This window comes from Echinicola pacifica DSM 19836, assembly GCF_000373245.1.
Classification (GTDB): domain Bacteria; phylum Bacteroidota; class Bacteroidia; order Cytophagales; family Cyclobacteriaceae; genus Echinicola; species Echinicola pacifica.
In genome coordinates, this window is the sequence record NZ_KB890754.1 from 272,909 (window position 1) to 288,857 (window position 15,949).

The window sequence follows — 15,949 nt, forward strand, 5'->3', positions numbered from 1 at the left end:
TCAAAAAAAAAAGTAACCATAAACCATGTCAAATACCTACCAGACTGAGGTAGCCAAGCGGTTTACCATTTATAACAGTTTATTCCTTGATTTGCCCTTTGATGATATTTATAGGACTGGGACATTGCTTCCGATATTGTCCTCAGAATGTAAGAAAGGCTTTGCAGAAGGAAAAACCCCAAAAGAAATCGTTCATTCTTTTTTTGATGGGATGCTTGCTTCCACCTCTTCTAAAGAAAAACATAATTTACTTTTCAAGCTGGTTCAATATGTAGAAAGACAGGTTGTGCTTTTTGATTCTATTGAAGATGCAGCATTTGAGAAAATAAACGATGTCAAAGGAAAGGGGAGTATGAATGCCCTTATTTCCAGAGTCGAAACTGATAAGAAAAAGGCGGAGTTGATCGAGAAACTTAAGACTTTCTCCATTCGACTGACCCTGACGGCTCACCCTACCCAGTTTTACCCAGGCAATGTATTGTCCATCATTACCGATCTCGAAAAATCGATTCGTAATAATGATCTGGGTAGCATTGACCTTTTATTGCGTCAGTTAGGCAAAACCGCCTTTATCAATAAAGAAAAGCCATCTCCCTTTGAGGAAGCGGTCAGCTTATGCTGGTTTCTGGAGCATGTATTCTACCATTCCATTCCTGATATTTTGGCCCGTGTACTTAGACGTCTGGACATCCCCCTTCACGAATGGGACAATCCTGACTTGCTAAAAGTAGGGTTTTGGCCAGGAGGAGATCGTGATGGAAATCCATTTGTGACCCATCAGATCACCAAGGATGTAGCAGATAAGCTGCAAGAAACCATCCTGAAATGTCTTTATCGTGATGTGCGAAAGGTGCGTCGTAGATTGACTTTTACAGGTGTGGAAGCGCTTATGTTGGAGGCCGAAAATGGCATCTACCAAACCTTATACGGAGGAGAAAAGGTATTCAAAAATAAGGAAGACCTGATCAACGTACTCCTAAAAGCCCGTGAGATCATCATAGAATCCCATGATGGGCTATTCCTGGACCTGCTGGATGAGTTTATTCTTAAAGTAAATGTTTTCGGATTCTACTTCGCTTCCATGGACATGCGTCAGGATAGCCGTAAGCATGAAGCCCTGTGGGAGGAAATCATCGAGCTTACTCAGGGAACTGAAGCGCTGGAGCAATACAAAAGTGGCACAGAGGAAGAGCAGATCAATACGATTCTTTCTTTCAAAGAGCTGCCTGCACCGAAGCAACTGAAAGATGAATTTCATCAGGAAATGCTGGAAAGCATCGCTTCTATCAGCTATGTACAAGATAATAATGGCAGTGAAGGCCTGCATAGGTACATCATCTCCAATTGCCAATCGGCACTCCATATGATGCAAGTTTACCAGTTGAATAAACTGACGCTGGCACCTAAGGGGGATTTGAATTTGGATATTGTGCCATTATTCGAGACTATTGATGACCTCGCTGCTGCACCAGCGGTGATGGAACAGCTCTATACTCATGAGGTTTATGCTGCTCATCTTAAGTTGAGAGGGCAGAAGCAAACCATCATGCTTGGTTTCTCTGATGGTACTAAGGATGGTGGATATATTCGTGCCAACTGGTCCATCTTACGTGCCAAGGAAGAATTAAGCAAAATGGCTAAGAAATATGAAGCCAGTGTGGTCTTCTTTGACGGAAGAGGGGGACCTCCTGCCAGGGGTGGTGGAAATATGCATAACTTCTACGCCTCTCTTGGTGATCAGGTAAATAACGAAGAGATTCAGGTAACCATCCAGGGACAGACCATCAGCGCCAACTATGGTAAGCAGGTGTCTTGTACCTATAACCTCGAGCAGCTTCTGAGTGCCGGACTGGAAAATCACCTCTATCCAACACCAGAAAATAGACTCACGGATACCCAACGTGCACTTATCGACGAGATGGCCGATGTGAGTTATCAGGCATATAAAGAATTCAAAAGCCACCCTCAATTCGTTCCCTACCTTGAGAAAGTCACTCCTTTGAAATTCTTTGGATTGACTAATATCGGATCGAGACCACTCAAAAGAAGTAAGGGTGAAGCGATGAAATTCGAGGACCTTCGTGCCATACCATTTGTGGGTTCCTGGGCGCAGATGAAGCAGAATATCCCTGGTTTCTACGGGGTGGGCAAGGCAATTGCTGAAATGGAGAAAAGAGGAAAAATGGACCAGGTCAAGCAATTGTATCAGGACAGCTTATTCTTCCGATCACTCATGGGCAATTCTATGCAGTCCCTGGCGAAATCCTATTATCCTGCCACGGCCTATTTGAAAGAAGACAAAACATATGGTGAATTTTGGGAAGTGATGTATGAAGAATACCAGCGCTCCTTCCAAAAGATCCTTGATATCTCAGGCATGAACAGCCTTCTGGAAGATAATGAAGTCAGTAAAAGCTCCATTGCGATCAGAGAGAAGATAGTATTGCCACTGATCACCATACAGCAATATGCAATCCAGGAAATGCTGGATTCCGGTAAAGAAAATACCGTCCTGCAGAAGTTGATCCTCCGAACGATGTTTGGAATCATCAATGCAGCACGAAATGCCGCGTAACAACCAACCACTAAGTAACGAAAAAGCCTCCTATTGGAGGCTTTTTTTGGTTATAGGGAGTGCTAACCTTTCTCAGGACTTATTATGGACCGAAGTAATTAGGAGTAGTTTTAGAAGGGAGTGGCCTTAGTTTTATTTTTGAAAGTTTCGTAAGGAAGGCCTATTCCTCCTTCCGAAAACTACAACAGGCTAATAAAAGTTTATACTTGGCCATTAGTTAAATAATATGGCTATTGTTTACAAAATCTACTTAAGGTGGAGAAACAAATTTATTTAAAACAGGAAAGATGGTCTGGTTACTTTCAAAGGAAACTTTTTCTTCTCATTAATTGCATGGCAGGTTTTCATTGAGTCGATAAGCACTGGCGGCCTCTATTAGTTCAGTTTCTAAATTGACATCATATTGAAATTTTTGAACCTGCCATTTGTTATTTGGTTTATAATAAATAAACATATATCGGATAGCTTGTCGATCATATTTTATTAAAAAAGTATATAAAAGAAGATTTTCACCGACACTTCTTTTGGAAATGGCTTCTTTTCCATGATAGTTACCTAACTGTTCTGTAAATTCATTCAGTTTAACTTTTACATCAGAGGTTTGGTTTTTATCCATCCAAGCATTTGTCGAAAAGGCATAGTCCAATGCTTCCCCTGGTCCTTTAGAGGCATAAAGATCAAAAAAGCGTTCATTTATTTTTTCAGGAGTTTGTGCTTCTCCCGACTGTGAACTTGCAAATTGACAACTAGAAAAAGCAAGAATAATTATAATTAAATTTAGGATAGGTTTCATATGTTAATAATAATAATTTTATATATCTTAATCCCCAAATACGTCGCTTTTTTTAATGCTGCGACTCATCAATTAACAAAAGGTAACAATCTTTGCTTTGTTTCGACTGCTTTAGGTTATGAAGGCGGAAAGAATACTGAAAATTCTAATAATTAAAACCAATGCAAATGAGAAATCTAAACCACTTATTTTATTATTTTCTTACCCTATTTTTTGCAGCATCCTGTTCTCTAGAAAACAGTACTGACGAAATTTTAATAATCGACCCTCCAACGTATGGTTATTTAACAGAATGGAAAGAGATAGAACTCAACGCTGGGGCAACAAGTTGGGAACCTATATTCGATGGAGATACCCTTTCACTTTATTCAGTTTATGCTGATAATATACAACCGAGAGATGGTGCGTACCTATATAATCCTGTCAAATTACAAATTGATGTAGACGCATCTGGTTTTTTTATACAAGAAGACAATCAATTATCACTTTTTACAAATATAAATACAGATAGATTAACTGTGGAATTTGAAGAGGAGGGGAACACACTTATTATTACCAATGGTTTAGTGAGTCCCAGTATACAGATTAAATACGAAAAAATAGATTAATTATCCTTGTTTTTAAATTTTGACTTTATAAGTAGATAAAATAAAACAAATTGAACAGCAATGATTTCCTAAAAATAAGATAAATGGTGAAATTTAAATATTCTGCTAGTTGTTAATCAAAAGAGTTATAGCGCGTTTTTAGCGTTACTATTCGTGTAGGAGTTATTGTGGTGCTAAAAATAGTCACAAAATTTCATGAAAATATTTGCAATAAGTGGACTTGGAGCAGACAAAAGAGTTTTTGAATATTTAACTCTTGAATACGAAATAATTAATGTAGAATGGATCAAGCCAGAATTAAAAGAATCGATTATTCACTACTCACAGCGGTTAATTACTGAATACCGAATAGATAAAGATGATGAATATGGGATTTTAGGAGTGAGTTTTGGAGGTTTAATCGCCACCGAGATATCTAAATTAACGAAACCTAAATTTACAATTCTAATTTCCTCAGTCGAAAACCGAAAGGAATTGGGAGGGCTAATAAGACTAGCTGGTAAATCGAAAATCTTGGATTTGATTCCCGAAAAGCTATTAAACCCACCAAAATTTCTTGCTTATTTTATGTTTGGTACGGAAAAGAAAGAGTTATTAGACTCGATTCTGAGTGAAACGGATTTTTATTTTTTGAAATGGGCTGTTCGAGAACTAATGAATTGGAAAAATCAAACTCGGATAATAAATTTGATTAAAATTGGAGGTTCAAAAGATAAATTACTTCCACCAAAAGGGAATAACACCATCATTATTGAAAATGGGGAGCATTTTATGATAGTTGATAGGGCAAAAGAAATAAGTGAAATTATAAATGTAGAAGTAAAAACGATCCTCAATAATGGCAATAATTAATTCGAATTTTTGTCCATAATTTGGATTTTCCCGAGCTTGCTGCCCCCTTCTTTGCGGAGTATTTTTGACTAATTAAACGGGCCTTAAAAGCAGTATTCGACTGCCATTCCCGCGCATTGTTGACCTCTTTAGATTAGTGGTAATATTCCGAATCATTCAGGTTCCTCAAATGAATGCACTTTTAGGCATTTTGCTTTCCCCCATCTCCTTTTTGAAAAAAAAATCTTCACACGAAATCAACGCTGGATTATACGATTTCTTGACCTTGCTTTTGCTCCTTTAGATAGGGAAGTCTTATTTTTTTTTGTAGCCCATGATCCGAACATTATAGTATTCTCTCTCGTCCACATCTTCCTGATATCCAAGATATAAAGATGAAATACAGATCATCCGTTATGAAATTATTATTGAGGAAAGGGTCAAACAAATTTCCCTGGATAAAGTTATAAGGCTGGTTTGTATTTGATAGCATTTCCCATCTTCTGTACGATTTACCTCGAACAGGATTTCCGAAGTTGGCATAAAATTTATGGACTATATGTATATAAATTTTTATTTAGGTTGGATTTATTCCATAAAATATAACGGATATGATAACGACAGCTAATGTTTCGAGTGTTGCCAATAATATAGTAGGAACTATAGGGGAGACTCCTCTGGTGCGTTTGGATAAGCTTTTTCCTTCTAGCCACGCATCGTTTTATGGGAAATTGGAAGCCGCCAATCCCTCCGGAAGTTTGAAGGATAGAACTTCGATTTTTATCGTGAAAAGAGCATTGGAAGAGGGGGAAATTAGTAGGGGCCATACCATCATTGAATCAAGTTCTGGTAATATGGCTTTGGGCCTTGCTCAAGCCTGCATTCACTATGGATTAAAATTAATAGTGGTCGTGGATCCTAATCTGAATGCTCATACCGAAAAATTGCTAAAAGCCTATGGCGCTCAAATAGAATATGTGAAAACTCCCGCAGAGGAGGGAGGCTTTCTGGCTGCCAGATTAAATAGGGTTCAGGAGCTCCTGAAGGATATACCCAATAGTTTCTGGACCAATCAGTATGGAAATAAAAATAATCCACTGGCTCATCATAAAACCATTGATGAAATAATGCGAGACTTGAGTGGCGCGGTGGATTATCTCTTTGTGTCCACCAGTACCTGCGGCACCTTGATGGGTTATGCAGATTATATTGCAGAGAATCACCATCGCACGAAGGTCATAGCAGTGGATGCCTTGGGAAGCGTCTTATTTGGTGGTAGGCCAGCTCCTAGGCTTATTCCGGGGCATGGAGCAGGGGTGCAATCCCAATTTTTGGATTCAGACAAAATTGAAGGACATATAAAGGTAAGCGATTTGGATTGTATCAAGGGATGCTGGTCCTTGCTGAAGAAGGAGGGTATCCTATGCGGAGGATCCACGGGAGGCGTGGTGGCCGCCATTAGCCGATACATCAGGCATATCCCCGATGGTAGTAATTGTGTTTTTCTACTGGCAGATAAAGGTGAGCGGTACCTCGATACCATCTATAATCCAGACTGGGTGTTGACAAACTTTCCTGAAAGCAAGGCCTTGTTAAAAACTAAGGTGGGATGGTAAGGTATAAGAACGACCGCGTCATGAACCCTTCGATTTTTAATATTGCGATTGTAGGCTTGGGGCCTAAAGGCTTCTATGCTTTTGAGCGGCTAGTGGCTCAGCTCAAGGCAAGGCAGATTACGCAGCCTATAGCCATACATCTCTTCAATCAAAATGAGTTTTTTGGTGCTGGAAATATTTACCGTGATGATCAGCCACCCTATCTGATTATGAATTATGCGAATAAAAATATCAATTGCTGGACGGATGAACTTCCCAAGGCCATCACCGATTCAACACTTAGTTTTGTGGACTGGCTACAAAGCAAAACTGATGATGCTAAGGAGCATTTGGAGGAAAGTTTTGCCTCTCGGGCCAAAGTGGGGACTTATTTGATGGAGGGCTTCGCCCAAATAGAAGAGCATTTACCCGACACTATTTCATTGGTGAAACATATCACTACCGTACGCAGTATCGAAAAGTGTGGAGAAAAGTACCAAATAGCTTCCGATAATAATGGGAAGAATTCATTACCGTTGTTTGATAGAATTTTACTAAGTACCGGGCATTTGGGCAGCGGAGCAGGGTTTGAGGAGCATAAAGAAATGGGTCCATCTATCGATTTTATTTACCCCTGTACTCAGGCCTTGGGTCATATTGATCCGGGTGCCAGGGTGGCCATCAAAGGCTTTGGATTGACCTGTATTGATGCTGTGCTAGCACTTACAGAAGGGCGAGAGGGGAGGTTTGAATCCACCGAATCGGGAAAAATGACCTATATTCCTTCCGGAAAGGAACCGCTACAGATGTTTCCCTATTCCAGAACAGGCCTCCCAATGATGCCCCGCACTGGTGTCTCAGAGGATAACCATCCGCTGTATATTCTTACTGAGAAGCGGATGTCGTCTCTGCAAGGGTCTAGGCCTGTTTCTTTTGAACAGGACATTTTACCATGGATTATTGAGGAATGCCGCTTTGCCTATTACAGGGTGCTTTTTAAGGAAAATGCTCGCGAATTCATGTTCAGCTCAGATTTTGAATTTCTCAATCAGCAAATTGATGCATTCCATAACGATTTTCCAGAGCTGGAGAAGTTTCACTGGGATAGCCTGCTCGATCCATTCCTCCATCAGACTTCCCTGAACCATAGTGAGGTGTCCTCCTATATCGAAAAGCTAATCAATGCCGCTGAGAAAGGGCCGGATCAAAGTCCATTAAATGCTGCCTTTGCTACCTGGCGTAAAATAAGTCGGGGATTCAACGAGATCTATAGTTTTGGAGGGCTGGATGCCCCCTCTCATCGCCTCTTTGATCAGCATTATTTTGGACTCTTCAACCGTATTTCCTATGGTCCACCGGTTCAGAATATGAAGAAAATCCTTGCCCTTGCCGAAGCCGGCATAGTGGATTTTACTTTCCTGAGAGGATCGAGCTTTATAGTCTCCGATGCCTTGGGTGCCTATGGGATTTTGGAAGGCAATCAACAGTTGATGCAAGCCATAGACTTTCATATTAATGCGCAGATTCCTCGAAATAATAAGAGTAATACCCCGGGTAAACTCCACCAGTCACTATTGGAAAAAGGCTTGGGAAGAAAATTCCTGAATGACCAAAATGGACATTATTGCCCAGGGGCCTTGGACATTGATGTTCAGGGCAAGGTAATTGCGCAGGATGGAATGGTGCAGCAAGGGATTACTCTGTACGGTACCCCCACAGAAGGGCTTACCTATGACAATGATACTTTGTCAAGATCACGAAACAATTTTGCTTCCCTATGGGCCGAGGAAGTAGCCCATGAAATCGAAAAAAAAGAACTAGTAAATAATTAAATCAAAAATGAATCCTAGCTATACTAAAGGCAATCCAGATGCTGGACTTAGCCCTATTACTTCTCCATGGATGCACCGTATTTTTCAAGACCAGAAAATCATCACCGGTCTAATCGAGAAATACGGCTCTCCTATAAACCTACACCACCTGCCCACCTTTACGGACAATATAGCCTCCTTCAAAAAGCTATTTGAGACCTATAGATTAAAGCATCAGTTGTTTTATGCCCGAAAGGCTAATAAATCTCGCTCCTTGGTGAAGCAGGCTTTGGAGGCAGGGATCGGCGTGGATACAGCGAGTCAAAAAGAACTGGAGCAATCTCTCGCTTTGGGAGGAACCGCGGATACCTTGGTCCTAACTTCCGCTATCAAAACCCGAGCACAGTATGAGCTGGCCATCAAAGCCCGGGTGCCCATTATATTAGACAACTGGGATGAATGCGTTATGGCTCAAGGCATCGCTGAGCAGCTGAACGAGAAGGCCATAATAGGCATTCGAATCAGCGGATTTATAGTGGAGAATACCAAGTTATATAGTCGGTTTGGATTTGATATTGAGGTAATAGAGACCTTTATCCTTCAGAATTTCGGCGAAAATGGCGTTTTTAAGAACCTTATGCTTCAGGGTTTTCATTTTCATCTGGACGGCTATTCGACACGACAGCGTGGTAAGGCCCTTTCCGATTGCATTCACCTTGCCTCAAAAATAAAGGAGGAGGGACATACTATTCGCTTTATCGATATGGGGGGAGGTATATTAATGAACTATCTGGAAAGTGAGCAGCAATGGAGGGATTTTGATAAAGCCCTCCAGGAAGGGGTCAAGGCCAATAATAATCCGCTCACCTTCAATGGTAATGGCCTCGGATATGAAGTAATCAATAATGAATTGAGAGGTCAACTGAAAACCTATCCTTATTTTAATAAGACCAATGGCATAGGATTTCTGAAGGAGGTATTGGACTATGAGGATTCCATAGCAGGAGAAACTAATGCTTCTAGATTACGGGAATTGGGTTTGGAAATAAGAATAGAACCGGGGCGATCCTTACTCAGTCAGACGGGGATGACGATTGCGCGTGTGGCTCACCGGAAGCAAGATGCCAAAGGACAATGGCTCGTAGGTTTGGAAATGAATATGAGTCAAATGATGAGTTCAAGTGAAGACTTCCTTCTGGATCCCTATATTATGTATGCAGAACAGGCCGGTGCCGACCAGCCAGTTGAGGTGTTTTTTACAGGCGCTTATTGCTTAGAAAGGGATGTGCTGCTAAAGCGAAGTATTACCTTGCCCCGCTTACCTGAAATAGGTGATTTTGTGGCTTTTGTGAATACAGCTGGCTATATGATGCACTTCTTTGAAACGGAGGCGCATCTCTTTGAGCTGTCCCAAAACTTAAGTTTTAGTAAGGAGGATAGCCTTTCTGTATCGGATTTTACTGAAGATGATTTGATCGCTTAAAGCTTATTTGTAGCGGTGAATGGTCATATTTCAATGGCTTTTGTAATCATAGTTTCTCCTTATAATAGAGATTTGTTCATAAATGTAGCAGCACCTCGCTTGAAAATGGCGATAGGGGCTGCTTTTTTAGGCTGAGAAAGTCACCTTTATGTTCTGTAAATAGGACCCTATTTGCTTTAGTAAGAAGGCTGCTTTTTACAGGTGCCAGGAATAGAAGAGCGCAAGCAGCTCCTGCTTTAGCAGCTTATGCCTAGAGGGAGGAGATCGAATAGTTTAGACCTACTGAAAAAAGGACGGGAGGGGGCGTAGTTTCAATATTTATACTTGGATCTCTCTTCATGGCCTCAATGGCGTCATTGTAACTTTCCGACCGACTAGGGACGAGTATGCTGATTTTCCAAAATAATGCTGGAGTTTTCAGGGAATTGATTTTCACTCCTGCTCCAAAACTCGGCCCGTTATAGGTGTTATTGTATATTTCCTTCCCTTCCACGATCGTGGCGGCATTATATCCATACATCCCTGTTACGAATAAGGAAGTTTGCCTTTTACTTGGAATCCCAAGTTCAAAGCCTGCATTTCCAGCTGCACCAACAAGATTATAGCCCAATCCACCAAAAACAGTGAAATAGTTTTCAATATTATAGGAGAGCTGTGCACCAAATCCACCGTAAGGTAGTCCTGCACCCAAGCCCGCAAAGGCCATGTTTTTTTGGTTAGCAGGCTTTTGGGAATAAGCAGAAAATGAAATCGTTAGGAATAATAGCAGGAGTACTATATAGTTCTTTTTCATAGGTTTAGATCTTAGTAAAGATGTGTTTATAATGCATATTCGTTGGCTAATGAACCGTAAGTTTTTCGTACTATCGTTATATAATTTTATCTATATTAATTAAAATAATACTCGGGAAGCAGTTGGCGGAATGGTTTCTCGTTTTCTTTATCTCGGGTATATTTATCAATGCCATTCTCGATAAAATAATCAAGCTTGGCCTCTTCCAGCGATAAGTCAGACCTATTCAGATAGATGGGGGGATTTTTGGTCATGTAACGCTTCATTCCTCGGAGGAATTTCTCTTTTGATGGCTCTATGGGGAAGAGCTTTACTGCTGAACTAAAAATACCAACTGTAGATATTACCTGTATGATATAGGTTTTGCCGGGTAATAAGTTGGCTTCTATAAAAGAGCGATTTTCTGCAGCTACCCAGAATACATGTTCACCTGGCTCACATTCAAGTATTAAACATTTTTTACCGCCGAACCTTCCGAGGTATGATTTTCCATCGTAATAGCTGAACTTGGCCAGCGCTCCCGTTCCATTGGATTGGTAAAAATAGACCAAGGATTTCTTTTCACTCGGCTGTTCAAAATCCTGCGCATAGGCCAAGCTATAGCACCAGAAAAATATAAAGGCCATACCTGTTTTAAAGAGGGATTTCATAAGTAGTAGGAGTATATAGTACTATAATTAATCGGTGAATATACTTATAATCCTATTATTAAAAAGTGTTTTAATTAAAAAAAAAATAAAGCTCTGAAGGTATCAGAATTGGGAATGAATAAAATGGACCTTATCTAAAAGGTTAAGTTGAGGAGTTTTGAGGAGATGTATTTACTAAAAAAAATATATTTTAAATCCAATAAATTAGTTGATTGATCTAATTAATGTAATTGGTTGTTTGGGGATACCCAAACCAGTGCCTAGTCAGCAGAACGTATCCCTTTATATAAAAAGCATATTTCTGTATTAATCGGTTATTTAAGAAAAAAAATTTAATTAAACCTCATAAAAAAAATAGGATTGACCAGTGAAGGTCAATCCTATTTTGAATAAAGTCGTGTGAATCGGTTTTACTTCTGGAAAGAAGTAAGCATCCAGTGATGAAGTTCTATGCTTTTGATCATTGCAATCAGCATATCTTCTGTGGCGCTGTCGCCAAGTTCAGCCACTTTTTCGGCACAATCATTCATATTCTCCGAGAGGATCTCAAAATCCTTGAGTACCTCAGTTACCATTTTGTCCGAACTTAAATCGGTACCTACCTCTTTGATTTCTGAATGCTCGAGATAATCTTTCATTAGGCTCAGTGGTGTCATCCCAAATACCCTAATTCTCTCAGCGATCAAGTCAATGTTTTCAAAGGCTTCATTGTATAATTCTTCAAACTTCTCATGCAAATCAAAGAAATCTCCACCGGTTACATTCCAGTGAAAGTTACGAAGCTTCTGATAGTGCACATGGTAGTTTGCAAGTAGTTGATTTAATGATTCAACGATTTTGTCTGACTCACTTTTATTGAATCCTAATTTTTTGAATACTCGTTTTTCTGACTTAGCCATAAGTATATGTGGTTTGAAATAACAAAATTTATTTAATAGAATTGGAAGGCCAATTATCAAGGTTGGACTTCCGAAAATTAAGTGTGAAAATCCGTATGATTTTCATGGCTTAAAGCTACTAGCCTATATGCATATTCTATGCCATAGCTGTTTGGGCGCCCATTTAAAATCACCAAAATCTTTTATTTTTTTTCTAAAAAATGGTGATTAAAACTTAGAACAAGTAATTAATGGAATAGGATGAGCTTTGTTGAAATAAGATTAGAGTATTGAGGCTTGCTTAGACCTGACCTGAAATAAAAATTGGTACCAAAAGGGAGACTGATCAAAGGATAAATGGGAGAGGGTATTTATTATTTCTTCAGCACTTGACGGAGACTCATTCTTAGGATTTCTCCCATATTACGGCAGTCCAGAAAGGTCGAAGTTTTATAGTGTTTCGCAAGATCTTGTTTTAGGCTGCTAATATTAGCGGGGGTGGAGATCGTATCTTTTTCCATACAGTGAAGGATATCTTCGATCTCAGAGGTGGAAGTCTTGAGTCTAAAGGCAATCAGGGCCCTTTCTTCTTTCTGGTATTGGGCCATGGACTCAGGGGTGATATGTTTCATTCCCAGCTGGATGAGGATATTATTTTGCTTAAAATACTGGGGAAGGTAAACCGATTTTTTGCCCTCATAGGATTGTTGGTCAAAATCGATCGCTCTTATCCTATAGTGCGTTTCCTCAAAATCAGGAGTCACATCCACCACAAAATTACTTGAATGCATATCTCCTAATAAGCGTACAAAACAGCGTTCATTGAATTTTACAAATTCTTTACAGATCCGTATGGGGTTCTGCATGGGCATGTCGAGGTGCTGTCGCATAAATTGCTCCCCGGGAATACCAGCAATATGCTCTTCGATCAGTGTGTTTTTATAGACCAGGTAGCTGATGCGGTTGGGGGAAAGGAGGTGCTCCAGCTCCAAGCCATACACACGTGATGCATCGGCTAGTTTCACGTAGAAATAATCGAAATTATCATTGATCCTGTTGACTATCCTCACCCGAAACGGCTGAGTATTTCCATAAGTACAGAGGTCCACCCGATCCACATATAAGTGTTCCATGACGCTCATATCCCCTTCGGCCTTAAGGATTGCATAGATTTTTTTAAGGTTATAGTGGATATCCGCACGGTCTTGCTCATTATAGAAGACCGTTTCCCAGAGAGTATCTTTACCCTTGGAGTCATAGAGCGAAATGGAGCTAATGAATCTCAGCAGCTCCTTATAATGCACAGGAATATCCACCTCTCGACCGTATTTGATGAGGTGCTTTCGCAGGGGAATGCTGATGGGATATATTTCCTTTTTTCGATCGATCATTAGCTGGGATTTAGGCTACAGCCTTTAGTGCACGCTCTTGTTCTTTCAGCTTTCTATCAAATAAAAACGGGCCAAATGGCAAAACGGAGGCGACCATCGCAAACAGAGTCCTTCTCACCGTCCATCCCAAAGCGCGCCGGGTAGGGAATACCATATACATATAAAGTACAAATAATGCCCCATGCACCCAGCCAGTATAGGTTACCGCCAATGGCATATCCATGGTGTATTTCATAGGCATGGCGACAAATAGCAGGAGTAAAAATGAGATGCCTTCGGCAATGCTGATGATTCTAAATCGCTTAAGAATAGTTAATTTTTCGGATGTATCCATACGTGAATTTACTCGGCTGCTTAGCTGCCAGTTAAGACCATTTCCCCTGTCCAGCCGACTGGCACAGACGGAAAAAGGGTTAGTTAGATTATAATTTTACTTTTTGATATTAAAGAAAGCTTGAAGGCTGGTCCATAATTTTCGCTTGAGCTTGTCGTCACCAAATATCAATCCAAGGTCATCAGCAAAGAGATATTCCGTGCCCTCATTGGACTTTATTTCATAGTCATGCTCTTTAAGCTGAATAATAGGATGACTTAAATTGCCAAATACAATGACCTTATGAGGTCCAAGATGCGAAATGCAATTGGGAGGAAGCGTGGAGATTTGACTGGATGATACCAGCGCGATATCCTTAAGGTTATGAGAGACTGCCTGGAGGATTTTCAGCAGGAAACCCTTGGTATCCTCTGCCAGACTCGCTCCCTGATAAAGCACCAATAATCGTTTCTCAAAATCCCCTTCATACTCTATCGGTTCCTCGCTAGCGGAGGCTTCACTGTTTGACTGAGGAAGTGGGGTGGGTTCTTCAACTGTGGCAGCTACTTCGGCAATAGGGGAGTCATAATCCTTAAATTTTTGAGCTAGTTTAATTTCGTTGACATCTTCGGGAATCAGAAATACATCCTCCTCCATGAATAATCCGAGTTTATCAAGATCCAGTTCTTCCATGTGGCTAAAATCGGGAAAATTATCCCTGGAAACAAGTGTTTGTCATGAACTAAGCTAGGGGATTTGAAATACTTTTTTATATTCTTTGTGTAGGAAAAAAAGGCACAAAAAAACTCCGATCGATCAGCCTATGTGATCTGCCGGAGTTGGGAAAGGGGATAAGTTCTAGTTGTGAAAATAAAACTTATATTCCTTGAAAATCTTTATTTCTTAGGCTCAATGACTTCTGTCAGGCCAAAGATAGACTTGAGTTCGACTGCATCTTTTGGGTCCATTCTTTTGGATAGCACCAGGCGGAGCTGACGTCTTCTTAGGGCGCCATCAAACAGCTCAATTTCTTCTTCGGTTCCGGGTTCGAGTTTAGGAACTTCGATAGGTCGCCCATTTTGATCCACGGCAACATAGGTAAAAAATGCACGGTGAGTTTTGGTTTTGCTATTTGCGGGGATATCCTCCGCCCACACCTCAATATAGACCTCCATAGAGCTATTAAAAGACCGGGTAACCTGAGCTTTTAGGGTCACCACATTGCCCAGATGGATAGGGTGCTGAAATGAAATACTGTCTGCTGAGGCGGTCACCACAATGCGATTGGAGTGCTTCTGAGCGGCTATTGCCCCCACAATGTCCAGCCAATGCATGAGTTTTCCTCCCATCAGATTGTTTAAGGTATTGGTATCGTTGGGAAGGACCATTTCGGTCATGATGACCTCAGATTCTTGTACTTTTTTCGTTTTAGCCATTTAAATCACATTTTTTACGAAAATACAAAATATTTTTACTTAAAAACAATATTCTTATCCCGTTATTTAAAATAATATTTCGATTATCCCCAGCCTTCATTACCCAGTAGCGGTACAAAAGCAAACTGATCATAGGATTCCTGAATGATCTGCTTGCTGGTTTTTTTTACCAGCTTCATCATCTTTTGGCTTTTCATATCTCCCACAGGTATCACCAGAATTCCGCCTACTTTGAGTTGCTTCAGCAGGCTTTTTGGGACTACTGGCGCCCCGGCAGTTACGATTATCTTATCGAAAGGAGCCTTTTCTGCAATTCCTAGCGAGCCATCACCATGATAAAAATGCGGTTTTATACCCAAGCGGGGAAGGAATTTCTTTGTCCTTTGGTAGAGCTTAAGGTTATACTCTATCGTATGTACCTCGGCCCCAAGCATATGCAGAATAGTCGCCTGATAGCCCGATCCAGTGCCTATTTCTAATACCTTATCCCCTGGATGAATGGAGAGCAATTCGGTCTGAAAGGCCACAGTAAAAGGCTGAGAAATGGTCTGTCCCTCCCCAATTGGGAAGGCCTTGTCCTCATAAGCATGAGAATGCAAGGCACTATCAAAGAAAAAATGCCTTGGCAGAAGACCTATAGCCTCCAGGACTCTTTCATCCATTATTCCCTTCTTTTTGAGGGTCCTGACCAGTGCTTTACGCTGGCCTTTATGAGAATAGCTATCCTCTAACTTAATCATATCGACGATCTGAACTTTTTGCTTCCAATGCTAAGTTAATGGATAAAATCGC

15 protein-coding genes are annotated in these 15,949 nt (G+C 40.6%); 6 read left to right on the forward strand and 9 right to left on the reverse strand.

Annotated features, from left to right (window positions below; translation table 11 throughout):
* Nucleotides 1–25: 25 nt before the first annotated feature.
* A complete protein-coding gene (locus B050_RS0115015) occupies nucleotides 26–2,575 on the forward strand; it encodes a phosphoenolpyruvate carboxylase (RefSeq protein ID WP_018474761.1) in 2,550 nt (849 codons plus the stop codon).
* A 325-nt stretch (nucleotides 2,576–2,900) separates the two neighbouring features.
* Here B050_RS0115015 and B050_RS0115020 read toward each other — a convergent pair whose 3' ends face one another.
* Nucleotides 2,901–3,368 (reverse strand): hypothetical protein, encoded by a 468-nt coding sequence (locus tag B050_RS0115020; RefSeq protein ID WP_018474762.1) that lies wholly within the window; start codon nucleotides 3,366–3,368, stop codon nucleotides 2,901–2,903.
* Nucleotides 3,369–3,535: 167 nt separating this feature from the next.
* On the opposite strand from B050_RS0115020, the gene B050_RS0115025 reads away from it, so the two are divergent.
* The 5 genes from B050_RS0115025 (at nucleotide 3,536) to B050_RS0115045 (ending at nucleotide 9,696) form a co-directional block, all read left to right on the forward strand.
* The gene (locus B050_RS0115025; RefSeq protein WP_157492823.1) at nucleotides 3,536–3,976 is read left to right on the forward strand and encodes a hypothetical protein; all 441 of its coding nucleotides are present in this window, start codon (nucleotides 3,536–3,538) and stop codon (nucleotides 3,974–3,976) included.
* A 195-nt stretch (nucleotides 3,977–4,171) separates the two neighbouring features.
* On the forward strand, nucleotides 4,172–4,828 hold the full coding sequence (locus tag B050_RS0115030) for an alpha/beta hydrolase (RefSeq protein WP_018474765.1): 657 nt from the start codon (nucleotides 4,172–4,174) through the stop codon (nucleotides 4,826–4,828).
* Between the two features lie 590 nt (nucleotides 4,829–5,418).
* Nucleotides 5,419–6,423, forward strand: coding sequence for a 2,3-diaminopropionate biosynthesis protein SbnA (gene sbnA, locus B050_RS0115035; RefSeq protein ID WP_018474766.1), 1,005 nt, complete (start codon nucleotides 5,419–5,421; stop codon nucleotides 6,421–6,423).
* A complete protein-coding gene (locus B050_RS0115040; protein WP_018474767.1) occupies nucleotides 6,417–8,234 on the forward strand; it encodes an FAD/NAD(P)-binding protein in 1,818 nt (605 codons plus the stop codon). Before sbnA ends, B050_RS0115040 begins: the two co-directional genes overlap by 7 nt.
* Before the next feature lie 7 nt (nucleotides 8,235–8,241).
* Nucleotides 8,242–9,696 (forward strand): type III PLP-dependent enzyme domain-containing protein, encoded by a 1,455-nt coding sequence (locus B050_RS0115045; RefSeq protein ID WP_018474768.1) that lies wholly within the window; start codon nucleotides 8,242–8,244, stop codon nucleotides 9,694–9,696.
* A 250-nt stretch (nucleotides 9,697–9,946) separates the two neighbouring features.
* On the opposite strand, the gene B050_RS22955 is transcribed toward B050_RS0115045, so the two are convergent.
* From B050_RS22955 to B050_RS0115085, 8 genes are all read right to left on the reverse strand, one after another.
* Nucleotides 9,947–10,489, reverse strand: a complete 543-nt coding sequence (locus tag B050_RS22955; protein WP_018474769.1) for a hypothetical protein — start codon at nucleotides 10,487–10,489, stop codon at nucleotides 9,947–9,949.
* A 95-nt stretch (nucleotides 10,490–10,584) separates the two neighbouring features.
* Nucleotides 10,585–11,115 (reverse strand): hypothetical protein, encoded by a 531-nt coding sequence (locus B050_RS0115055; RefSeq protein WP_205744997.1) that lies wholly within the window; start codon nucleotides 11,113–11,115, stop codon nucleotides 10,585–10,587.
* Nucleotides 11,116–11,549: 434 nt separating this feature from the next.
* Nucleotides 11,550–12,038 (reverse strand): Dps family protein, encoded by a 489-nt coding sequence (locus B050_RS0115060; RefSeq protein ID WP_018474771.1) that lies wholly within the window; start codon nucleotides 12,036–12,038, stop codon nucleotides 11,550–11,552.
* Between the two features lie 353 nt (nucleotides 12,039–12,391).
* On the reverse strand, nucleotides 12,392–13,408 hold the full coding sequence (locus B050_RS0115065; RefSeq protein ID WP_018474772.1) for a hypothetical protein: 1,017 nt from the start codon (nucleotides 13,406–13,408) through the stop codon (nucleotides 12,392–12,394).
* A gap of 10 nt (nucleotides 13,409–13,418) precedes the next feature.
* Nucleotides 13,419–13,742 (reverse strand): DUF3817 domain-containing protein, encoded by a 324-nt coding sequence (locus tag B050_RS0115070; RefSeq protein ID WP_018474773.1) that lies wholly within the window; start codon nucleotides 13,740–13,742, stop codon nucleotides 13,419–13,421.
* Between the two features lie 96 nt (nucleotides 13,743–13,838).
* Nucleotides 13,839–14,414 carry a hypothetical protein gene (locus B050_RS0115075; protein ID WP_018474774.1) on the reverse strand — a complete coding sequence of 192 codons (576 nt, stop codon included), beginning with the start codon at nucleotides 14,412–14,414 and terminating at the stop codon, nucleotides 13,839–13,841.
* 203 nt (nucleotides 14,415–14,617) lie between these two features.
* On the reverse strand, nucleotides 14,618–15,157 hold the full coding sequence (locus tag B050_RS0115080) for an acyl-CoA thioesterase (protein ID WP_018474775.1): 540 nt from the start codon (nucleotides 15,155–15,157) through the stop codon (nucleotides 14,618–14,620).
* 83 nt (nucleotides 15,158–15,240) lie between these two features.
* Nucleotides 15,241–15,897, reverse strand: a complete 657-nt coding sequence (locus tag B050_RS0115085) for a protein-L-isoaspartate(D-aspartate) O-methyltransferase (RefSeq protein WP_018474776.1) — start codon at nucleotides 15,895–15,897, stop codon at nucleotides 15,241–15,243.
* Nucleotides 15,898–15,949: the final 52 nt, after the last annotated feature.